The organism is Nonomuraea sp. K271, from assembly GCF_009908215.1.
Taxonomy (GTDB): domain Bacteria; phylum Actinomycetota; class Actinomycetes; order Streptosporangiales; family Streptosporangiaceae; genus Nonomuraea; species Nonomuraea longispora.
In genome coordinates, this window is sequence record NZ_JAAAHR010000170.1 from 1 (window position 1) to 20,690 (window position 20,690).

Annotated in this window: 22 protein-coding genes and 4 pseudogenes; 14 read left to right on the plus strand and 12 right to left on the minus strand. The window is 70.9% G+C overall.

Translation table 11 applies throughout. The features are described 5' to 3' along the window. The 3 genes and pseudogenes from GUY59_RS49410 to GUY59_RS38435 all read right to left on the minus strand — a co-directional run. Window positions 1–262: pseudogene (locus GUY59_RS49410) on the minus strand (DUF4870 domain-containing protein); the annotation flags it as partial. Continuing rightward, entirely contained in the window at window positions 259–1,065 is an 807-nt protein-coding gene (locus GUY59_RS38430; protein ID WP_138206232.1) for a DUF3097 domain-containing protein, read from the minus strand. The pseudogene GUY59_RS49410 and the gene GUY59_RS38430, both read right to left, overlap by 4 nt. Window positions 1,066–1,082: 17 nt before the next feature. Next, window positions 1,083–1,613, minus strand: coding sequence for a hypothetical protein (locus tag GUY59_RS38435; RefSeq protein WP_252375158.1), 531 nt, complete (start codon window positions 1,611–1,613; stop codon window positions 1,083–1,085). 560 nt (window positions 1,614–2,173) lie between these two features. Here GUY59_RS38435 and hrcA point away from each other — a divergent pair. The 3 genes from hrcA to GUY59_RS38450 are packed head-to-tail and all read left to right on the plus strand — an operon-like array spanning window position 2,174 to window position 5,071. After that, a complete protein-coding gene (gene hrcA / locus GUY59_RS38440) occupies window positions 2,174–3,187 on the plus strand; it encodes a heat-inducible transcriptional repressor HrcA (RefSeq protein ID WP_138206233.1) in 1,014 nt (337 codons plus the stop codon). Window positions 3,188–3,198: 11 nt separating this feature from the next. Further along, window positions 3,199–4,344 (plus strand): molecular chaperone DnaJ, encoded by a 1,146-nt coding sequence (dnaJ, locus tag GUY59_RS38445; protein WP_132341834.1) that lies wholly within the window; start codon window positions 3,199–3,201, stop codon window positions 4,342–4,344. 1 nt (window position 4,345) lies between these two features. Beyond that, window positions 4,346–5,071, plus strand: a complete 726-nt coding sequence (locus tag GUY59_RS38450; RefSeq protein WP_138206235.1) for a 16S rRNA (uracil(1498)-N(3))-methyltransferase — start codon at window positions 4,346–4,348, stop codon at window positions 5,069–5,071. Between the two features lie 136 nt (window positions 5,072–5,207). Here GUY59_RS38450 and GUY59_RS38455 read toward each other — a convergent pair whose 3' ends face one another. Together GUY59_RS38455 and GUY59_RS38460 are read right to left on the minus strand one after the other, a co-directional pair. Next, a complete protein-coding gene (locus GUY59_RS38455; protein ID WP_138206237.1) occupies window positions 5,208–5,867 on the minus strand; it encodes a hypothetical protein in 660 nt (219 codons plus the stop codon). Then, window positions 5,864–6,376 carry a SigE family RNA polymerase sigma factor gene (locus tag GUY59_RS38460; RefSeq protein ID WP_132339174.1) on the minus strand — a complete coding sequence of 171 codons (513 nt, stop codon included), beginning with the start codon at window positions 6,374–6,376 and terminating at the stop codon, window positions 5,864–5,866. Before GUY59_RS38460 ends, GUY59_RS38455 begins: the two co-directional genes overlap by 4 nt. A gap of 281 nt (window positions 6,377–6,657) precedes the next feature. On the opposite strand from GUY59_RS38460, the gene GUY59_RS38465 reads away from it, so the two are divergent. The 10 genes and pseudogenes from GUY59_RS38465 (at window position 6,658) to era (ending at window position 13,723) form a co-directional block, all read left to right on the plus strand. Further along, window positions 6,658–7,002 carry a histidine triad nucleotide-binding protein gene (locus GUY59_RS38465; protein WP_132339142.1) on the plus strand — a complete coding sequence of 115 codons (345 nt, stop codon included), beginning with the start codon at window positions 6,658–6,660 and terminating at the stop codon, window positions 7,000–7,002. 199 nt (window positions 7,003–7,201) lie between these two features. After that, window positions 7,202–7,828 (plus strand): annotated as a pseudogene (locus GUY59_RS49415) (PhoH family protein); the annotation flags it as partial. 564 nt (window positions 7,829–8,392) lie between these two features. After that, window positions 8,393–8,620, plus strand: a pseudogene (locus GUY59_RS49420) (LAGLIDADG family homing endonuclease); the annotation flags it as partial. Window positions 8,621–8,902: 282 nt separating this feature from the next. Next, a pseudogene (locus GUY59_RS49425) lies at window positions 8,903–9,253 on the plus strand (PhoH family protein); the annotation flags it as partial. Continuing rightward, complete coding sequence (gene ybeY, locus GUY59_RS38475) at window positions 9,243–9,719, plus strand: rRNA maturation RNase YbeY (RefSeq protein WP_132339144.1); 477 nt, start codon at window positions 9,243–9,245, stop codon at window positions 9,717–9,719. The pseudogene GUY59_RS49425 and the gene ybeY, both read left to right, overlap by 11 nt. Continuing rightward, window positions 9,716–11,008, plus strand: coding sequence for a hemolysin family protein (locus GUY59_RS38480; RefSeq protein WP_132339146.1), 1,293 nt, complete (start codon window positions 9,716–9,718; stop codon window positions 11,006–11,008). Before ybeY ends, GUY59_RS38480 begins: the two co-directional genes overlap by 4 nt. A 313-nt stretch (window positions 11,009–11,321) precedes the next feature. After that, window positions 11,322–11,957: a hypothetical protein gene (locus GUY59_RS38485; RefSeq protein ID WP_138206239.1), complete on the plus strand. Its 636-nt coding sequence runs from the start codon at window positions 11,322–11,324 to the stop codon at window positions 11,955–11,957. Window positions 11,958–12,000: 43 nt separating this feature from the next. After that, window positions 12,001–12,318 carry a cytidine deaminase gene (locus GUY59_RS38490; protein ID WP_138206241.1) on the plus strand — a complete coding sequence of 106 codons (318 nt, stop codon included), beginning with the start codon at window positions 12,001–12,003 and terminating at the stop codon, window positions 12,316–12,318. Window positions 12,319–12,325: 7 nt separating this feature from the next. Further along, the gene (locus tag GUY59_RS38495; RefSeq protein WP_161714916.1) at window positions 12,326–12,799 is read left to right on the plus strand and encodes an NUDIX domain-containing protein; all 474 of its coding nucleotides are present in this window, start codon (window positions 12,326–12,328) and stop codon (window positions 12,797–12,799) included. Window positions 12,800–12,814: 15 nt separating this feature from the next. Then, window positions 12,815–13,723 (plus strand): GTPase Era, encoded by a 909-nt coding sequence (era, locus tag GUY59_RS38500; protein WP_252375159.1) that lies wholly within the window; start codon window positions 12,815–12,817, stop codon window positions 13,721–13,723. 268 nt (window positions 13,724–13,991) lie between these two features. On the opposite strand, the gene GUY59_RS38505 is transcribed toward era, so the two are convergent. Genes GUY59_RS38505 through GUY59_RS38515 form a run of 3 tightly spaced genes read right to left on the minus strand, consistent with a single transcriptional unit; the run spans window position 13,992 to window position 16,434 of the window. Beyond that, window positions 13,992–15,446 (minus strand): MmgE/PrpD family protein, encoded by a 1,455-nt coding sequence (locus GUY59_RS38505; protein ID WP_138206247.1) that lies wholly within the window; start codon window positions 15,444–15,446, stop codon window positions 13,992–13,994. Beyond that, the gene (locus GUY59_RS38510; RefSeq protein WP_138206249.1) at window positions 15,443–16,255 is read right to left on the minus strand and encodes a cyclase family protein; all 813 of its coding nucleotides are present in this window, start codon (window positions 16,253–16,255) and stop codon (window positions 15,443–15,445) included. Before GUY59_RS38510 ends, GUY59_RS38505 begins: the two co-directional genes overlap by 4 nt. After that, window positions 16,255–16,434, minus strand: coding sequence for a hypothetical protein (locus GUY59_RS38515; protein WP_138206251.1), 180 nt, complete (start codon window positions 16,432–16,434; stop codon window positions 16,255–16,257). Before GUY59_RS38515 ends, GUY59_RS38510 begins: the two co-directional genes overlap by 1 nt. A gap of 289 nt (window positions 16,435–16,723) precedes the next feature. Between GUY59_RS38515 and GUY59_RS38520 the strand changes: the two genes are divergently transcribed. Continuing rightward, a complete protein-coding gene (locus GUY59_RS38520) occupies window positions 16,724–17,551 on the plus strand; it encodes an IclR family transcriptional regulator (protein ID WP_138206253.1) in 828 nt (275 codons plus the stop codon). Window positions 17,552–18,070: 519 nt separating this feature from the next. Here the strand turns inward: GUY59_RS38520 and GUY59_RS38525 are convergent. The 4 genes from GUY59_RS38525 to GUY59_RS38540 all read right to left on the minus strand — a co-directional run. Then, the gene (locus tag GUY59_RS38525; protein WP_138206255.1) at window positions 18,071–18,541 is read right to left on the minus strand and encodes a hypothetical protein; all 471 of its coding nucleotides are present in this window, start codon (window positions 18,539–18,541) and stop codon (window positions 18,071–18,073) included. A 75-nt stretch (window positions 18,542–18,616) separates the two neighbouring features. After that, window positions 18,617–19,456 carry an urease accessory protein UreD gene (locus GUY59_RS38530; RefSeq protein WP_236667911.1) on the minus strand — a complete coding sequence of 280 codons (840 nt, stop codon included), beginning with the start codon at window positions 19,454–19,456 and terminating at the stop codon, window positions 18,617–18,619. Next, window positions 19,456–20,130, minus strand: coding sequence for an urease accessory protein UreG (gene ureG / locus GUY59_RS38535; RefSeq protein WP_138206257.1), 675 nt, complete (start codon window positions 20,128–20,130; stop codon window positions 19,456–19,458). Before ureG ends, GUY59_RS38530 begins: the two co-directional genes overlap by 1 nt. 14 nt (window positions 20,131–20,144) lie before the next feature. Then, a partial coding sequence (locus GUY59_RS38540; RefSeq protein WP_161714917.1) for an urease accessory protein UreF occupies window positions 20,145–20,690 on the minus strand: 546 nt, incomplete at its 5' end.

Here is a 20,690-nt window from a genome sequence, read left to right on the forward strand (position 1 = left end):
AGCCGGGCTGGCCTCCGTAACCGGGTGGGGCTCCGTAGCCGGGCTGGGAGCCGGGTTGCTGGGCGTATCCGGCTTGGTCGCCGTACGGGGGCTGGGAGCCTGGTTGGGGGCCGTAGCCGGGTTGGGAAGCCGGCTGGCCGCCGTAGCCCGGGTGGCCTGGGGCAGGGGGCTGAGGGCCGGAGCCGTGGTCCGGCTGGAGGTCCGACGCGGACACCTTACGGGTGCGTTCGTCGTCGGGCGGCGGGTGGGGATCCTGGCTCACGGTGTCTCCGTAACGAAGTCGATCAGTTCTTCGACCCGGCCGAGCAGCTCCGGCTCCAGGTCGGTGTAGGTGGATACGGCGCCGAGGATGCGCCGCCATGCCTGGGCGGGCTCCATGCGCCAGCCCAGGGCCGCGATCACGCCTTCCTTCCACGGCACTCCGCGCGGCACGTCGGGCCAGCCGGGAATCCGCAGCACGGACGGTTTGACCGCCTGCCAGATGTCGACGTACGGGTGCCCCACGACGAGTACGTCCGGCGAGGTGATCTCGGTGGCGATCCGGCTCTCCTTCGAGCCCGGCACGAGATGGTCGACCAGCACCCCGAGACGGCGGCCCGGCTCGGGGCCGAACTCCTCCACGATGGCGGGAAGATGGTCGACGCCCTCCAGATATTCGACCACCACCCCCTCGACCCGCAGGTCGTGGCCCCAAATCTTCTCCACGAGGGCGGCGTCGTGCACGCCCTCCACATAGATCCGGCTCTCCCTGGCCACCCTGGCCCGCAGCCCCTGGACGGCGATCGAGCCCGACGCGCTGCGCGTGGGAGCCGAGGGGGCCGCCGCAGGGCGTACGAGTGTCACGGGCTTGCCCTCCAGCAGGAACGCGGCGGGCGCGAGCGGGAACAGCCGGCGCTTGCCGAACCGGTCCTCCAGCGTGACGGCCTCCTTGTCACAGGCCACCACCGCGCCGCAGAAGCCGCTGTCGGCGTCTTCCACGACGAGCTCCAGCTCGGCGGGCACTTTCGGAATCTTGCCCTTGCCCGGCCGACGCCAATTCCCCGCCAGTACATCGCCCTCGTACACACGGGGACGGTAGCAAATCACCCGCCGACCGCAAGGCGCTTGCGCGACGCCGCCCTGCCTGCCAGGACGACGACCGTGCCGATGATGCCGGCGAGCAGCCCGGCGCCCCCTATCAGCAACGAGGTGCCCGTCCCGCCGCCGACGGAGGCCGCGTCCCTGCCGACGCCGTACCGTACGGGGGCCTGTTCCTGATCGACGCACGTGAGCCGGTAGTCGCCCTTGACGGAGGCGTTGATGACGAGGAACTGCTGCCAGACCGTCCCGCCATCCGTGACCTCCGGGGCGTTCGCGGTCCTGGCCAGCCTGGCCGGTCCAGGGCCGCCGGAGATCTCGCACGCGTAATTGACGGCCGTGTCGCTGGCGATGTAGACGGCGGGCCTGTCGGCGGGGTCGATCGGCACCGTGACGCTTTCGCCCGACGCGAACGTCTTGACCGGTGCCAGGCCGGACGCGCCGGCCCCGACGCCGGCTAACAGGACGGCGGCGGCGATCAGGCACACGGCCGCCACGCCCCAGACGACCCCCAGCCACCACAGGGGAGGTGTCACGGCCTTCGGGTCGATGCGGGGCGGGGACTGCGGCTGCCCGCCATGAGGCCCGTACTGGGGGTGTTGTCCGTACGGACCGGGCGGGGGGTGGTGCGGCGGCTGTCCGTACGGACCGGGCGGCGGTTGCCCGTACGGTGAGGGTTGGCCGAAGCCCGGGTGCTGATCGTACGCAGGCGACGGATGCCCGAACTGCGGCGGCGACCCGTAACCGGGCTGTGGATCGGCTTGAGGCCCGTAGCCGGGTTGTGAGCCTGGCTGGGCCCCGTAACCGGGCCGCGAGTCCGGTTGAGGGGTGTGGCCGGGCGCCGGTTGCGGGCCGTCCTGCGGAGGTTCGGGCTGACCTTGGTCGGGATCCTGCCCTGGCGGCGGAGTGGACGACGGGGGCTGGGAATCGTCGGTCATGTGCGCAAGTGTGAGGCCTGTCCCTTCCTGGAAGCCAGAAGCAGGATGCGACACGGTGTTATCGCACCTTGTGGGCGAGAGCCGTACACTTGGCACTCGGGAACACAGAGTGCTAGAGCCTTTGTTTTCCCCATGGCAAGAGGGCAGGAGGTGAGCGCGTGCTTGACGAACGGAAGCTGGCGGTGCTCCGCGCCATTGTCGAAGACTACGTGTCAACCAACGAACCGGTGGGCTCCAAGGCGCTGGCCGACCGCCACCATCTGAAGGTCTCCCCCGCGACGGTCAGGAACGACATGGCGGCGCTGGAGGAGGAGGGATACATCACTCAGCCGCACACCAGCGCGGGCCGGGTGCCGACGGACAAGGGCTACCGCCTGTTCGTCGACCGGCTCTCGCAGGTCAAGCCGCTCTCGGCCGCCGAGCGCCGGGCGATTGAGACGTTCCTGGCCGGCGCGGTCGACCTCGACGACGTGGTGACCCGCACGGTTCGCCTGCTGGCGCAGCTGACCAGGCAGGTGGCGGTGGTGCAATACCCGACGCTGACCCGTTCGACGGTGCGGCACGTCGAGCTCGTCCCGCTGAACGACCGGCGGGTCATGCTCGTGCTGATCACCAACACCGGCCGCGTCGAGCAGCGCGTGATCGAGCTGCCCGAGGTGGTCGAGGAGGCGCGCATCGCGAATCTGCGCGCCGTGCTCAACTCCTGCCTCGACGGCTGCGGCCTGAGCAGCGTGCCCGACCTGGTGGCCGACCTGCCGGAGCGGTTGCCCGTCGAAGACCGGCCTGCCGTGGCGACGATCCTGTCGGTGTTGCTCGAGACCCTCGTGGAGCGGCACGACGAGAAGATCGTGTTCGCGGGGGCGGCCAACCTCGCAGGCGCCGACTTCTCCACCGGCCTCCGCGACGTGCTGGAGGCGCTGGAAGAGCAGGTGGTGCTCATGCGGCTGCTCGGCGAAACCACCTCCGACACCCCCGCCGCGCTCACTGTGCGCATCGGCTCGGAAAACCCCTACCTGCGTGGCACATCCGTCGTCGCGACCGGATACGGTTCTGGCGACAACCAACTGGCCCGGCTCGGGGTGCTGGGACCCACGAGGATGGACTATCCAGTGACGATGGGCGCCGTGCGCGCGGTGGCACGCTACGTCAGCCAGATCCTGGCTGCATCATAAGAGGTCGATAAGTGGCAAACAGCGACTACTACGCCACCCTCGGGGTGCGCCCTGACGCCAGTCAGGACGAAATCAAGAAGGCCTACCGCCGGCTCGCCCGCGAGCTGCATCCCGACATGAACCCGGATCCTGAGACTCAGGAGCGGTTCAAGGAGATCACGCAGGCCTACGAGGTGCTGTCCGACCCGAACAAGCGCCAGATGTACGACATGGGCGGCGACCCGTTCGGCGGCGCCGGAGCGGGTGCGGGCGCCGGAGCCGGCGGCTTCGGTGCGGGCTTCCCCTTCAGCGACATCATGGACGCCTTCTTCGGCACCGCGGCCGGCGCCAGAGGCCCCCGCTCGCGCGCCCGCAGGGGCCGCAACGCCACCATCAGGGTCGATCTCGACCTGCGTGAGAGCGCGTTCGGCACCACCCGCGAGCTGGTCGTCGACACGGCCGTGATCTGCGAGGTCTGCCAGGGCGCCGGCGCGGCCGCCGGCACGCACCCCGACACGTGCGACATGTGCAACGGGCGTGGCGAGATCTCCCAGGTCACCCGCTCGTTCCTGGGCCAGGTCATGACCTCGCGGCCGTGCCCGCAGTGCGGTGGGTTCGGCACCATCATCCGCAACCCCTGCCAGGAGTGCTCGGGCGACGGCCGGGTGCGCACCCGGCGGACGATCAAGGTCCGCATCCCCGCGGGCGTCGAGGACGGCACCCACATCCAGCTCGCCGGCGAGGGCGAGGTCGGCCCCGGTGGCGGCCCGCCCGGAGACCTGTTCCTCGAGATCGTCGAGCGGCCCCACGACATCTTCGAGCGGCGCGGCGACGACCTCCACTGCACCGTGCAGATCCCCATGACGGCCGCAGCGCTGGGCACGGTGCTGACGGTGGAGACGCTCGACGGCGCCGAGGAGATCGACGTCCGCCCTGGCACCCAGTCGGGCCAGGTCATCACGATGTACGGCCGCGGCGTGCAGCGGCTCAACGAGTCCGGCAGGGGCGACCTGCTGATCCACGTCAACGTCGAGACCCCGACCCGGCTCGACGCGGCGCAGGAGGAACTGCTGCGTGAGCTGTCCAAGCAGCGCGGCGAGGAGCGGCCTCCCGGCAAGTTCGCCCCGGGGCAGCAGAGCTTCTTCTCCCGCCTGCGCGACGCCTTCAACGGCAGGTGACGTGACCGTCCCCGTGTTCCTGTCGCGGGAGCTGGACGGAACGGAGCTGACGCTCGACGGCCCCGAGGGCCGTCACGCGGCCTCCGTCAGGCGCCTGCGGGCCGGCGAGCGGGTCGACCTGACCGACGGCGCCGGCTCCGTCGCCGAGTGCGTCGTGCGCGAGGTGCTGAAGGACGCGCTGAGGCTCGCCGTGATCGGCCGGCACACCGTCGAGCCGCCGCGCAGGCGGCTGGTCGTCGTCCAGGGGCTGCCGAAGGGCGACAGGGGCGAGCTGGCGGTCGAGATGATGACCGAGGCGGGCGTCGACGTGATCGTGCCGTGGTCGGCCGCGCGGAGCATCACGCAGTGGAAGGGCGACAGGGTCTCCAAGGCGCTGGGGCGCTGGCGGTCCACGGCTCGTGAGGCGGGCAAGCAGGCCCGCAGGTTCCATCTGCCCGAGGTCGCCGACCTCGCCTCCACCTCACGCGTCGAACGATTGTTGTCGGAGGCGGCGCTGGGGCTGGTGCTGCACGAGGAGGCGGCCGAGCCGCTGTCCGGCGTGGAGCTGCCGGCGGAGGGCGACATCGTGGTGGTGGTGGGGCCGGAGGGCGGAGTCTCCGCGGACGAGCTCGACAGGTTCCGCGCGGCGAAGGCCGTGCCGGTGCTGCTCGGGCCGACGGTCCTGCGTACGTCCACGGCGGGCGTGGCGGCGGCGGCCGTGCTGATGACGCGTACGGGGCGCTGGTGAGGCTCTGAGCCGGCGTCGACGCGAGGCTGTGATGCCGGAGTCAACAGTGGGATTCTGAGGCGCGGCAAGGTGGGCTCCGCGGCCGCGTCAGCGTGAGTACATGAAGCCGCGCGCCGGGGTGAGGCTTCGAGGCCCGTCAGGGGGCCGGTTGTGAGGCGTCCACGAGGGGGCTGCTGACGCTGGTGGGTATGTCTTCGACGACGTCGCCGGGCGGGCACTCCTCCAGCGGGCACGCCGTGGGCTCCATGGACGTCTCTTCAGGCGTGGGCGGCGTGTGGGGGGTGCGTGTGGGGCAGTCGGCCGCCGTCTCGGCCGGCTCGGCGGGTTCGGCGGTCGTCGACGGGCACGTGGTGGGCGTGGGACTGGACGACGGCGACGGAGCCCTGGTGGAGTCGGCCTTCTTGGAGGTCCGCGGCGTCGGGGTCTTCGACTCGGACGGGACGAAAATGACCTCGGAACGCGAGGGGTCGGGTTTCTTCGGCGAGGGAGGCTCGTGCGAGCGGGTCGTCGAGGAGTTGGACGGGACCTCGGAGGATTCGACACCGGCGGGCTGGACGGGACTCTCCTCGGTGATCTGGGAGCGCAGCCCGGGAACCGTCATCACGATCGTGCCCGCCACGAGAAGGGCACTGGCGGCGGCCGCCCCCGCACGCCACCAGAACAGGTTTCGAACGCCGCGCCGCTCGATGCGGGCACGGATGATCTCCAGTCCTTCCGGCGAGGGCACGACCGCGTCCGCCTCCGCACGGAGCGCACGACGCAGCGCGTCGCCGTACTCGTCGGGGGGCTGGGTCATGACATTTTCTCCAGAACGGATCGCAACGCGGCCATGCCACGAGCGGTGTGGCTCTTGACCGCCCCCTTGCTGATGCCCATGGCGTGGGCGATCTCAGCTTCGGACAGATCACCGTAATAGCGTAGGACCAGTGCCTCTCTCTGTCGGGTTGGCAGGGCTCGTAATGCCTCGATGACGGCGGAGCGTTCCAGCTCGCCGATCGCGCCGTTCTCGGCGCTCGGGGCGTCAGGCAGGCCCTTGGGAGCGTACTTCTCGACGACCGCTCGGTGACGCAGCACGGAACGGGACCGGTTGACGACGGATTGACGCAGGTAGGCGAGTGCTTTGTCGGGGTCACGCAGCCTACGCCATGCACCATGGATGGCGACGAACGCATCCTGCACGACTTCCTCAGCGGTTGCCATGTCGCGCACCAGCAACACGGCCAGACGCACCAACGACCGGAAGTGCGCGCTGTAGAGCGCGGTAACGGCCATGTCGGCATCCCACCCGACCTGCACCGCCCCCATCGACCTGTCGGCCAGAAGGGTTTCGGTGGTCACATCAGTGGGACGCGCGGCCTTCCCAGAGGGTTTACGCTCTTCCGGTTCTTGAGGTTTCCCCGGTTCCTTAGGGTGCATTACCCAGTCGTGTTCCTCGCCAGGTGGCGCTCGCCCGACCCTGAATCGTGTTCTTTTTTGCTGAAGTGTCGCACACTCACCCTAACCGCGTGGATCTTCCTACGCACGACACAGCTGATTACCGATTCGCAACGGACTCCCTGACGGCGGGCTGTCGATAGGCTACCGGTGTGAACGACTGCCTCTTCTGCAAAATCGTGGCCAAGGAGATGCCGGCCGAGATCGTCTACGAGACCGGCAGGACACTGGCGTTCCGCGACATCAACCCGCAGGCCCCCACCCACGTGCTGGTCATCCCGAAGGGGCACTATTCCGACGCGGCGGCGCTGGCCGACGCCGACGACGGGCTGGCCGACGAGGTGCTCAAGGCGGCCCACGCCGTGGCCGTCATGGAGGGGGTGTCCGAGGACGGCTACCGGGTGGTGTTCAACACCGGAGCCGGGGCCGGGCAGACCGTCTTCCACGTGCACGCCCACGTGCTGGGCGGGCGCGCGCTGACGTGGCCACCGGGATAGCCGGGACCTCTGAGGCCCAACCCGGCGATATTGACGCGAGCAATCGGCGTCGTCCCGGATACGATGGGCTCAGAAGACACCGAAAGAGACCGGGAGGCATCAGGCCGCTGGCCTGCCCATGTCCGAACTACACGAATCCCGACGCACGGCACCTCCCTCGCGCACACAAGCCAAGGTGCTGATTCCGGACGAATACCCGATGGTCAGCCTCCTCGGCTCCCGTGACGAGCTGCTCCGCGTCATCGAGGGCGCCTTCAAGGCCGACATCCACGTACGCGGCAACGAGATCACCGTCACGGGCTCTCCCGACGAGAGCGGCACCGTGGTGCGGCTCTTCGAGGAGCTCGTCGAGGTGCTGCGCAGCGGCGGCGAGCTCACGCCCGACGCGGTCGAGCGCAGCATCGCCATGCTCCGCATGACCTCCGACCGCCCCGCCGAGGTGCTCTCCCTCGACATCCTCTCCTCCCGCGGACGCACGATCAGGCCGAAGACGGTCAACCAGAAGCGCTACGTCGACGCGATCGACAAGCACACGGTCGTCTTCGGCATCGGCCCCGCCGGCACCGGCAAGACCTACCTCGCGATGGCCAAGGCCGTGCGGGCGCTGCAGGAGAAGCGGGTCAACCGGATCATCCTGACCCGGCCCGCGGTCGAGGCGGGCGAGCGGCTCGGCTTCCTGCCCGGCACCCTCTACGAGAAGATCGACCCCTACCTGCGGCCGCTCTACGACGCGCTGCACGACATGGTCGACCCCGACTCGATCCCCAAGCTGATGGCCGCGGGCACGATCGAGGTCGCGCCGCTCGCTTATATGCGCGGAAGATCTCAACCGGTCGGCACGGGAGTGCTGACTCCGGATGGGTTCCGCTCCATCGGAGAGCTGGAGGTCGGCGACCTGGTCATCGGTTCGAATGGTGAGCCGACCCCCGTGCTGGGCGTCTACCCGCAGGGGGAGCAGAAGGTCTACCGGCTTTACAGCCAGGACGGGGCTTCGGTGCTCGCCTCCGAGGACCACCTCTGGACTGTCCGCACCCGTGATGACGCCAACCGGGGAAAGCCGTGGCGGGTGCTGAAAACGAAGGAGATGATCGGCGACCTTCGGACAGCGCACTACCGCAAGTGGGAGTTGCCGATGCTCAGTGCGCCGGTCCAGTTCCCTGAGCGCGACATTCCCCTGGACCCCTACGCACTCGGGTTGCTTCTGGGAGACGGGTGTGTCACCGGGTCTACGACCCCCGCTTTCTCGACGAACGACGCGGAACTCGTTGCAAGACGGGAGCGTTGCCTGCCTGGAGTGCAGGCGAGGTGGCGGGGAGGGCCAGACTATGTGCTCAACCGGGTGAGGCAGCCTGGGGACAGCATGACGATCGCCAACCCGATCACCCACGCCATGCGTGAACTGAATCTGCTGGGCTGCGGCTCGTACACGAAGTTCGTGCCTGAGGTCTATCTCCGTAACACTCCAGAGATCAGGATCGCGGTGCTGCAGGGTCTGCTGGACGCAGACGGAGACCCTGTCGCCCAGCAGGGCCGCACATGCCGGATTCAGTTCTCCACCATCTCGCCACGGCTACGTGACGACGTGGTCTCGCTCGTCCAGTCCCTCGGAGGTGCGGCCTACTGGCGCGCCCGTCCGTTGAGCGAGCTGAAGCCAGGGCTGGCGAAGGGCAGACAGGTCCGTCATCGCCATGATGCTTACGTTCTGGACATCCGGCTTCCGCAGGGCATCGAGCCCTTCCGGTTGTCACGGAAGGCGGACACCTACAGGGCGCATGGTGGCGGCCGCCCCATGCGCTACGTGGACCGCATCGAGCCGCGCGGCACGGCGGAATGCGTGTGCATCCAGGTGGCGGCAGAAGATTCGCTCTATGTCACCGAGGACTTCCTGCTGACGCACAACACCCTCAATGACGCGTTCATCATCCTCGACGAGGCCCAGAACTCCTCGGCCGAGCAGATGAAGATGTTCCTGACCCGGCTCGGGTTCAACTCCAAGATCGTGGTGACGGGCGACGTGACGCAGGTTGACCTGCCCGCGGGCACGGTGAGCGGGCTGAAGGTGGTCCAGGAGATCCTCGACGGCATCCCCGACATCCACTTCTCCCGGCTGAGCAGCTCCGACGTCGTACGCCACAAGCTGGTCAGCGACATCGTCGACGCCTACGGGCGCTACGACGCCACCCGGGCGGCCCAGGAGCTCAAGCCCGTCCAGCAGCGGGGGAAGCGGCGGGTGAGCGACCGTGAGCATTGAGCTGAACAACGAGTCCGGCGTCGGGGTCGACGAGGAGTCGCTCGCCGCCCTGGCCGCTCACGTGCTCGGCGAGATGGGCATCAACCCGCTCGCCGAGCTGTCCATCGTGATGGTCGACGAAGACGCCATGACGCAGCTGCACGAGAAGTGGATGGGTGAGCCGGGACCGACCGACGTGCTGGCCTTCCCGATGGACGAGCTGCGTCCCGGCGGCGGCGCGCGCGGCGAGTCCGACGGCGCCGCCGACCCGGCGCTCCTGGGCGACGTCGTGCTCTGCCCGCACGTCGCCGCCAGGCAGGCGGCGGAGGCGGGCCACGGCACGGCCGACGAGCTGGAACTGCTGTGCACGCACGGCATCCTCCACCTGCTCGGCTACGACCACGCGGAGCCCGAGGAGCACAAGGAGATGTTCGGCTTGCAGGCCCGGCTCCTCGAGTCGTGGCAGGAGGTGCGCAACTCGCGGTGAACGCCTGGTTGCTGCTGGCCATCGCACTCGTGATCATCGGTGGCCTGATCGCCAGTGCGGAAACGGCACTGACGCGCATCTCCAGGGTGCGCGCCGAGGAGTACGCGCGTGAGAGTCGTCGGGGGGCGGCGCGGATGCAGGCCATCGTCAACGACCCGCCGCGCTACCTCAATCTGCTGCTGCTGCTCAGGCTGAGCTGTGAGCTGGTCGCGACGGTCATCGCCACCCTGCTGTTCATCGACCTCATGCACGACCAGGGCTGGGCCTACGTCTGGGCCGCCGTCGTGATGATCGTGATCAGCTACGTGGTGGTCGGGGTGATGCCGCGTACGCTGGGCCGCCAGCACGCGGAGCCGGTCGCGCTGGCCAGCGCTCCGATCGTGTACGGCCTGACCCGCATCTTCGGCCCCCTGCCCAAGCTGCTCATCCTGCTCGGCAACGCGCTGACCCCCGGCAAGGGGTTCCGTGACGGCCCGTTCACCTCGGAGGCCGAGCTGCGTGACCTGGTCGACCTGGCCGAGGAGCGCAGGGTGATCGAGCCCGACGAGCGCGAGATGATCCACTCGGTGTTCGAGCTGGGCGACACGCTGGTGCGTGAGGTCATGGTGCCGCGCACCGACATGGTCTACATCGAGCGCGGCAAGACGATCAGCCAGGCGCTGTCGCTGGCGCTGCGCAGCGGCTTCTCCCGCATCCCGGTCGTGGGGGAGAACGAGGACGACGTCGTCGGCATCGCCTATCTGAAGGACATCGCCCGCAAGATCCACGAGTCGGGCGGGAACGGCGGCGACACCGTCGAGTCGATCATGCGTCCGGCCGCGTACGTGCCCGAGAGCAAGCCCATCGACCAGCTCATGCGGGAGATGCAGGCCAGGCAGATCCACATCGCCATCGTCATCGACGAATACGGGGGCACGGCGGGCCTGGTCACGATCGAGGACGTCCTGGAGGAGATCGTCGGCGAGATCACCGACGAATACGACCAGGAAGCGCCGCGCGTCGAGCCGATGCCCGACGGCGGCATGCGGGTGACCGCGCGCATGCCGGTCGACGAGCTCGGCGAGCTGTTCGACACGGAGATCGAGGTCGACGACGTGGAGACCGTGGGCGGCCTGCTGGCGCACGCGCTCGGGCGGGTGCCGATCGCCGGCTCGCACGCTCAGGTGGCGGGCCTCTCGCTGACCGCCGAGAGCCTCGCGGGGCGCCGCAACCGCATCAGCACCGTGGTGGTGCGCCGGGTGGCGCCTCCTGAGGACGAAGCCGTTCCCGCCGCCGCCGAGCAGGAATGACCCGCGAGCGGGACGTATACGGATGGATGCCGCAAGCGTTCTACAAGTGGTCTGCAAGCCCGGCACGGCAGTCTTCTCACCAAGACATCCAGTGCGGTGGGTGTCAGGGAGCGCCAGGAGCCGGATGGGGTTCGCGGCATACTGGCGCTCCGGGGGGCGACGGCGTCACGGCCCGCTAGGGGGTCGGGACGCCGGTCGGCGCAAGGGTGTTCTCGTCCAGGAAACCGGATGAGAACACCCTTTTTGCGTGTTGGTGGGAACTTTGGTGGATTGCCGCTTTCGTCGGTTGGGGAGGCTGCGTCGAGGGGGAATCATGAGGCGCGAACCAGGGATCATCGGCTGCGGGCTGCTGGCCTGCGTCCTGGCCGGATGCGGCGGCGGGACGGCGGGAAGCCGTCTTGATCCGGGGGCCATGGCCCAGTTGCGCGAGGTGCTCAGCGAGGAGCCCCGGCTGCCCGACGGGTTCACGCCCAGGCCGGGGGAGGCGTGGCGGATCCCGTTCGACAGGGCGGGCAAGAACTGCCGTACGATGCTCCGCCCCGCCGAGGGGCGGGCCCCGCGCCAGGCGCTGACCGCGCAGGTGGCCGTCAGCTACACCGGCGACAACCTGGGAGAGCAGGCCGGGGTCGCGCTCGCCAGGTACACCGGCGGCGGGGCCGCCGACCACCTCGACGAACTGGCCGACGCGCTGGAGTCGTGCCGGCGGGTCAGCTCCCCTTCCGGCACCGACCTCCGCTCGCACGAACTGACCATCGAGGATGCGGGGGACGAGGCCGTGGGTGCGCGGCTGACGGGCCGGCTGAACGGCTACCCGTACGCGATGGACGTGGTGTTGTCGCGGGCCGGCGACACGCTCGTGTCGGTGGTGCACACCGGCCTGGATGACGTGGACGCCGGCCGTACGCGGGCGATGGTCGACGCGGCCATCACCATGGCGGAGGACCGCTGACGCCGCCGTGCCCGCCGCTCGGAGAAGTCGTTAGCCTGTTGCCGTGACTCTCGACCCGGAAGACAGCAAGATCATCACGCTGGCCAGGTCCGCCAGGGCCCGTAACGGCTCCGCGGAAGGGGCGGCCGTGCGTGACGAGACCGGCCGCACGTACGCGGCGGCGAACGTGGCCCTGGAGGCGCTCACGTTGTCGGCGGTGCAGGTGGCCGTGGCCATGGCGATCTCCAGCGGGGCCCGGTCGCTGGAGGCCGCCGCGCTGGTGAGCGAGGGCGGGCCGAGCGCCGCCGACGAGGCCGTGGCTTCGGAGCTGGGCGTCAAGGCGCTGCTCGTGGCCGGCCCCGACGGCACGGTGCGAGGCTGACATGCCGATGTCGCCCTTTCTGGCGCGACTGCGGGAGAAGGTCGGCACCGACCTGCTGATGCTGCCGTCGGCCGCGGGCTTCGTGTTCGACGACGCGGGCAGGCTCCTGGTGGCCCTGCACGGCGACGGAAAACTCTGGGCGGCGCCGGGCGGCGGCATCGACCCCGACGAGCGGCCGGCGGAAGCCGTGGTCAGGGAGCTGCGAGAGGAGCTCGGCCTCGAGACCGAGGCGCGGGGCCTGATCGGCGTCTACGGCGGCCCCGAGTTCCGCACCGTCTACCCCAACGGCCACCAGGTCGGCTACGTCATCGCGGCGTACGCCTGCGCCGTCGTCGCCGGACGGCCCGAACCCGACGGCGTGGAGATCAACGACTACCGCTGGGTGTCGGAAGAGGAGCTCACCACGCTCAAGACGACCCCGTGGACCCCGCTCGTGGCGCCGGAGGCGTTCGCCTGGTGGCGTGAACACGTCCGCCGATAGGCCAGAATGCACAATGTGACTTCGCCAGACATCCATCGCGCCGGATTCGCCTGCTTCGTGGGAAGGCCGAACGTCGGCAAGTCCACTCTGATGAACGCCCTGGTCGGCAGCAAGGTGGCCATCACCTCGTCCAAGCCGCAGACCACCAGGCGCGTCATCAGGGGCATCGTGCACCGTCCGGAAGCCCAGCTCATCATCGTCGACACGCCGGGGCTGCACCGCCCGCGCACGCTGCTCGGAGAGCGGCTCGACAGCCTGGTGTTGTCCACGCTGACCGAGGTCGACGCGATCGGCTTCTGCGTGCCGGCCAACGAGCCGATCGGCAAGGGCGACCGGTTCATCGCCGACAAACTGGCGGCGGTGAGGAAGACCCCGGTCATCGCGGTCGTGACCAAGTGCGACCTCGCGACCAAGGAGCAGATCGCCGAGCAGTTGCTGGCGGTGTCGCAGGTGGGGGAGTTCGCGGACATCGTGCCCGTGTCCGCGCAGTCGGGTGAGCAGCTCGACGTGCTGGCCGACGTGCTGATCGGGCACATGCCCGAGTCGCCGCCGCTCTACGAGGACGGCCGGCTCACCGACGAGCCCGAGCAGATCCTCGTCGGCGAGCTGATCAGGGAGGCGGCGCTGGAGGGCGTGCGCGACGAGCTGCCCCACTCGATCGCCGTCGTCGTGGACGAGATGATGCCCAGGGAGGGGCGCGACGACCTGCTCGACATCTACGCGCACCTGTTCGTGGAGCGGCCGTCCCAGAAGGCGATCGTCATCGGGCACAAGGGCGAGCGGCTGCGCGATGTCGGCACGAAGGCCCGCAAGCAGATCGAGGGGCTGCTCGGCACCCGCGTCTTCCTCGACCTGCGCATCAGCGTGGCCAAGGACTGGCAGCGCGACCCGAAACAGCTGCGCCGCCTCGGCTTCTACGACTGAGCCCGCGCCGGCTCCGGCTGGTCAGCGTGCCGAGGGCTGCTGCGACCGGGCGAGCCGCTCGCCAACGGAAGGGCTCGCCTCCGCCGCCGGGCTCTCCTCGGTCGCGCACGGGGTCGAGGTGCTCTACGTCTCCTCCCTCATCTGGTCGTTCGCGCCGCCCGCCCTCAAGGGCCCGGTCCTCGCCGCTGGTGGCCCGCTCCGTGACGCGCGGACCGTCCCACCGGTCCGCTGCAGAGTGGCCCCGGCGGGCGGTTCGGGGCGGTGCCGGTCAGCCCTGCGCCGGGGAGTGCGGGCGGGTGGCGACGAGGGCCGGCCGGAGCAGGCCGGTGACGTCGTCGCGGCCCGCCAGCCCGCGGACCTGACGGGCGAGCGCCGCGATGGCCTCCTGCGGGAGCACGCGCGAGGCGTTCAGCCGGTACTTCTCCTCCAGCTCGTCCATGCTCAGCGGATGTTCGGGCCCGCCTCGCGAGCTGTGCACGCGATGCTCCAGCCGCCGCCCGTCCTTGGTACGGACGCGCAGCACGGCCGAGAACGCCAGCGGGAACTCCTCCGTGCACATCTCGTCGGCCACCACCCGCACCCGCGCGGCCAGGGCGAGCCGCTTCTCGTCGCGGAAGGCGGCCTCGGTGAAGTCGTCGAGGTGCAGCCCGAGCCCGCCCCCGCCGACCAGCGCGCTGGCCACGGTGTACGGCCCCGAGAACTTGGCATGGTACGGAGTCCGCGGCCGCGCCTTCTCCTCGTACGGCTCGCCGATCGTGCGCAGCGGCGCGGACGCCACGCCCAGCTCGGCCTCCGCCACGTCCTCGGCCCGCAGCCCCTGAACCCGCAGCGCGAGCGCGGCGTCGATGCCGGGGTGGGTGAAATGGTTGGACGGGTACGGCTTGTAGACCGTACGCAGCAGTTCCCACCGATCGCCGAGCCCGTCGGTGATCGCGGCCCTGTCGTAGCGCCCGTCCAGGAACGCCTGGAAGAAGCCGAAACGCCCCTCGAAGACCGTCGGCGGCCCGGTCACCCCCTCAGCGGCCATCGTGGCGGCGACGACGCCCGCGTGGGCCGCCCAGCCGCAGTGGACGCGCTTGACGGTGCCGCCGGTGCGGTTGGCCTCGATGACCCCGGCTCCCATGCTCGCGGCGATGCCCATGGCCGCCGCGATGCCGCCGGCATCGAGGTCCAGGAGCAGGGCCGACGCGGCGGCGGCGCCGACGGTGCCGCAGATGGACGTGGCGTGCCAGCCCTTCTCGAAGAACAGCGAGTTGCGTAGCTCGGGCAGGTAGGAGGCCATGCCGAGCCGGTTGGTGATCTCGTTGCCCACGGCGATGGCCTGGCACAGCGCCGCCCCGGGGACGCGGGCCGACTCCGCGACCGCCAGCGCGGCGGGCACGACGGAGGCGGACGGGTGCAGCACCGAGGGCAGGTGCGTGTCGTCGAAGTCGAGCGCGTGCGCCAGCGTGCCGTTGACCAGGGCGGCCGACGGCGCGGGCAGCGCGAGCGGGTGGCCGAGCACGGATGACTCGCCGGCTCCGCCCCACCGGCCGGCCAGCCGCCGCACCGCCTCGTGCGGCTCGTCGTGGCCGGTGAGCTCCAGGGCGGCCAGGCCGTTGCCGAACATGTCGAGCACGCGGCCCGTGACGTCGTCCATGACGGGCTCGGGCAGCCCGGTGCGGGCGTCTGCGGCGAACTCGGCGAGAGCGGAGACGATGGTCGTCCCGGCCTGACCGGTCATGACGCGATCACCGCCAGCGGCCGTACGGGGGCGCCCGTGGCGCCGACGACGTGCAGCGGGTTGATCACCAGCAGGAACTCGGCCGCGCCGAGCTCTCGCAGCCGGGTCAGCCGCATGGTCTCCACGATGTTCACCCCGGCCTCCACCAGAAGGATGCGGTGCACCGGCAGCGTGGCGTGGCCGCGACCGGCCGCGATGTGCTCGAACGCGATCGTCTCGCCCCCGGCCGCCGAGACGCCCTGCTCGACCAGCCAGCGGGCCGCGTCGGCGCCGGGCCCGGGCACGCCGCCCTCCTCGCCGGTGAACCGGGACGGACGGTCCCATTCCAGCGACCAGCCGGTGCCGATCAGCACCGCGTCGCCGGGCCGGATCGCCACGCCCGTCCTGTCCAGCGCCGCCCGCAGGTCGTCCCTGGTCACCTCGTATCCGGGCGGCAGCACGTCCACGCCGTGCACGGCGGTCACGTCGAGCAGCACGCCGCGCCCGACGTACGGGGGGAAGGTCTCGATGCCCAGCCGGGACAGCCCTTGGTGCGACTGGATGCCCGCGACCTCGACCCCGCCGTACGCGTGGCCGTCGTGGGAGACGTGGCCGAGCGCGTCGACGTGGGTGCCCACGTGGCCGCCGGTCACGATCAGCTCGTTGGCGGCCGATCCGCCGTCCTCGCGCACCATGTCACCGTGGCGGCGCTCGATGACCATCCGGAACCTCGGATGGTTCGGCGACTGGGGCATGCCCGTCCGCATGGGCTGGGCGAGGTCCACGACCTCGGCGCCGTCGAGCTGCTCCCAGAGCGTCGTCCCTGTCATCACACGATTTCCCTGTCCCGCAGGGCGGCCCGTTCGCCGGCGCTGCCGCCGATCCTGCCCCACACGTCGTCGTTGCCGGCGCCGCGGGCCCGGCCGGTCCACCGGATGGTGCCGGGCGGAGCTCCGGTGCCCTCGCCGGTGGCGGATCGATTCCCCGGGACGATCTGCTCTGCCTCCACGAATCGGCCTCCTCAGGTGGCTGGGTGCGTCCCAGCCAGGACTTCACCATGTATTGAAACAGCGTTACTGTGAGCGGAACAACCCTCCGTCTGCGAGAGCATGCCTGGAGGTACTACAGCGTCGTCGGTGACGTCTACGCGCTGGAGAACTGGGCGGCCTCCGACGACGGGGCCAGGACGACTGGTGGGAGTTCCCTCGACACTCGAATTGTTGCTGATCTTCTACGCGCGTCTCGTTCCGGCGTCAAAGATAGGTGAGCCGATCCCGACCGTTTCCGCAGGAGGAACGATGCCGACGAAGAGCTCAGGCGCCGCGAGCGGCGAGGCCCCCGCGCGTGAGAGCACCGGGCAGGCCATCGCCACGGTGGAGCGCGCCACCGACGTGCTGATGCACTTCGCCGAGACGCCTTCGAACACGCTCGGGGTGACCGAGATCGCCGAGGCGCTCGGCATGTCCAAGGCCGCGGTGCACCGTATCCTCGCCTCGCTTCGCGTGCGCGGGCTCATCGATCTCGACCCGGCGACCCGGCGCTACTCGCTGGGGGTCGGCGCGATGCGTCTGGGCCTGGCCTACCTTGACCGCATCGACGTGCGCCGCATCGCCGAGCCCGAGCTCGTCACGTTGTCGCGGCGCACCGACGAGACCGCCACGCTGTCCATCCGCACCGGGCGCCACCGCATCTACGTCGACCAGGTGACCCCGGCCCGTGAGGTCATCATGAGCGTCAGCCTGGGCGTCGCGTACCCGCTGCACGCCGGCGGATCGTCGAAGGCCTTCCTGGCGTTCCTGACGGACGAGGAGATCGAGGACTATCTGTCCAGCGGCCCGCTCGAGCCGCTGACCGGCAACACCATCGTGGACAAGGCCAAGCTCCGCAGAGAGCTCGCGACGATCCGCGGGGCGGGTTACGCCCAGTCGTTCTCCGAGCGCATGTCGGGCGCGGCCTCCGTCGCCGCCCCCGTCTTCGACCACCACGGCAGGCCGTTGGCCGTCGTCAGCGTCAGCGGCCCGGCCGAGCGCTTCCGCGAGGAAGCGGCCTACTGCGCCGAGATGCTGCTCGAGTCAACCGCACGCCTGTCCGCCCGGATGGGCTGGACCGCCCCTGAAAGGAGGTGACGGCCGGCGCCCCGCGGCCGGCCGTCCTGTCTGCCGTCGATACGACCTGCTCGTCAAGGGCGGCACCGTTGCCCTTCCCCACCACGGGGAGATCCGCGCCGACCTGGCGGTCTCCGAGGGGAAGGCGGTCGCGCCGGCCGACGACATCCCCGCCGCCGACGCGGCCGAGGTGCGGACGGCGAGGTCGCCGGAACCCCCCGACGGCCGGTACGCCCGCCGCGGCCAGGGACAGCACCTGCACATCGGACGGGCCGCCCCCACAGCGGGCCCGCGACCTTGGGGCTCACCTCGCCCTCGCCCTCGCCCTCGCCCACGACGTCGTAGCCCAGCTCGTCGCGGAAGAGGTCGAGATGCGGGCCGGACTCCGTGACACCGACGACTACGGCGGTGATCCCCTCGATCAGCGACTCTCGGTCGTTCTCGGTCACGTGCCCTCCGGAGCGCGAACGTGTTCCCTATTGCGGAACGCTGTTTCGTTCTCGATCAGTCGCCGAGGCCAGGATCTCCTGACCGGAGCCGTCAGCCGCGGCGGACCAGGGCCGCGACGGCCAGCAGGATCACCAGGACGGCCGACGCCAGCGCCGCGAACCAGCCGAACCTGATCACGGGCTCGATCGACAGCAGGTCACCGAGATCGACGGAGACCCGATCGCGAAGACCACGGTCGCCGGTCATGAAGGACACCAGCAGCAGCACCGCCGCGACTCCCGGAACGGCGGCCAGCGCGGCCAGCCGGGGCCGGCCGAGCACGCCGGCGAACCCGCACGCCAGCGCCGCCAGCCCCGCCACCAAGGTGTGGACGCCGGACGCGGCGTCGACGCCGCGCACGTCGCCGGCCACCGCACCCCCGATGAGCTCGCTGCGCGCCTCCACCCCGGCCCATGGCAGGACCGCGCAGGACATCAGCAGGGCGCCCGCGATCACGACGCCCAGCGGAACGCCGCGGCGGGCGCGCGGCCTGGTGTGCGTGGGCTGCGGAAAATCGGCCACACGATCAGGGTAAGCCGCACCCGCGCGCGCCACCACCGCCAACCGCGGAACCCGTCACCTCACGCAACGCTTCCATCACCGTCCCGCTGCCACGGCTGTCCCCGCCGCCCCGGTGGTCGCCGGTCCGAGAGCCATTCGCTCGCCCCACTCCAGTCGCGACCGCAGCTGGACCGCGTCGGCGGCCAAGGCGGACACCAGCGTGCCGGACACCGCCAGCGGCAGCACCGCGACCCCGTCGGCCACTGCCGTTTCCTCCGCGGACGCCGTCAGGAACGCGTTGCCGACGCAGCGGGCCGAACCGTAGACGACGGGGGAGGTGTCGACCGCCGGGTCGCCCACGGTGAACTCCTGGCGAAGCAGCGGCAGGCCGTCGCACGTGGCGTCGAAGCGGGCGTGGCAGCGGCCCGGCGGCTCACCGTACCGGCCGAAGACGATCTCCTCCCGCCACAACACGCTCGCGTCCGGCTCCAGCGTCAGCCGGACCAGCAGGCGGTGCTCGCACCCGGCGGCGAGCACCGTCGGCTCCGGAGTGAAGCGCAGTTCGGCGCCCGCGCCCACCCGCGCGGTGACCAGCAGCTCCGACGCGCCTTCGCCGGGCAGGACCAGGGTGCTCGCGACCGAGCCCAGCTCCAGCGTGGTGCGCGGGGCGACGTCCAGGTCCAGGGCGAGCCGGTCGCCGCCGAGCGGGCCTGCCGCGGTGGAGACGAGGTGCACGGTGTACGGGCCGGTCTGGCGCAACGTCAGCGGCGGCGCCGAGGCCAGCCGCCGCACGACGGTCGTGCCGTCCGGCGCCCGTGCGGTCGCCACGGCGGCCCGCGCCCACATGCCCCGACGTCCCGAGCCCGCGTGTCGGGTGCCCGCGTGTGCGGGGTTCGGGTGCGCGGGGTGCGGGTCGTGCGTCGTGCCGCCGCGCATCAGGAGAGGGCCGCCGGGTGGGCGTGCGACCAGGCGCGCACCTGCTCCGCGACCCATCCGGCCACGTCGCCGGCCTCCGGGTCCTGCCTGATCGAGGTGAACAGGACAGGCCGCTCACCGCGTACGGCCGCCGCGTCGCGCGCCATCACGCCCAGGTCCGCGCCCACCATCGAAGCCAGGTCGGTCTTGTTGACCACCAGCAGGTCCGCCGCCGTGACGCCGGGTCCGCCCTTGCGCGGCACCTTGTCGCCGCCCGACACGTCCAGGACGAAGATCTGCCGGTCGGCCAGCCCTCGGCTGAACGTCGCCGTCAGGTTGTCGCCGCCGCTCTCGACGATCACCACGTCCAGCGGGCCGAACCGGTGTTCCAGGGTCTCCACGGCGTCGAGGTTCGCGGCGATGTCGTCGCGGATGGCGGTGTGGGGACAGCAGCCGGTCTCCACGGCCAGGATGCGTTCCTCGTCGAGTACGCCGGCCCCGCGCAGGAAGTCGGCGTCCTCGGTGGTGTAGATGTCGTTGGTCACGACGCCCAGCGACAACGACGCGCCGAGCGTCCGGCACAGCGCGGCGACCAGGGCCGTCTTGCCGCTGCCCACGGGGCCGCCCACCCCGAGCCGCAGCGCCCTGCCCCTGCCGTCGGGAGTGTGATGGTGATCGTCATGGTGTGAGCCCATCGTCGAGGTCCTTCCTAGGAGACGAACAACCGGATGCCGGCCCGGGCATGCCGCTCGGCCAGCAGGTCAAGGCCCGGCGACGAGTACGCGGGCAACGCCGCCCAGTGGGCCCCCGCGCTGCCGGGCCGCTCGGACGTGCCGGGCGGGCAGGCGGCGGCGGACACGGCGGACAGCTCGGGTGTGAGGTTCGCCAGCAGGCCGTGCACGGCGACCGGGTCCAGCCCGAGCAGGCGGACCGCCGCCGTGGCCGGGCCGCTGACCGCGTGGTACGCCGCCGCCAGCGCCGCGTCCTGCGGCGTCGTCCCCGCCGCGTGCGCCGCGACCCCGAGCGCCACGGGATGATGCGGATGCGGTACGGCCCGCGCCAGCTCGTCCAGCACCGGCGACGGCCACACACGCCGGGCGACCCTGACCAGCAGCCTGCCCTGGGTCCTAGAGGCGTCGCGCTGGGCGGGCGAGGCGGTCCTGGCGTCCACCTCCCTGTCGAGCACCACCCACGGGTCCGCGTCGCTGCCGGCCGGGAGCCGGTCCGTTGGGGCGGTGGCGGGCGGCGTGGGGAC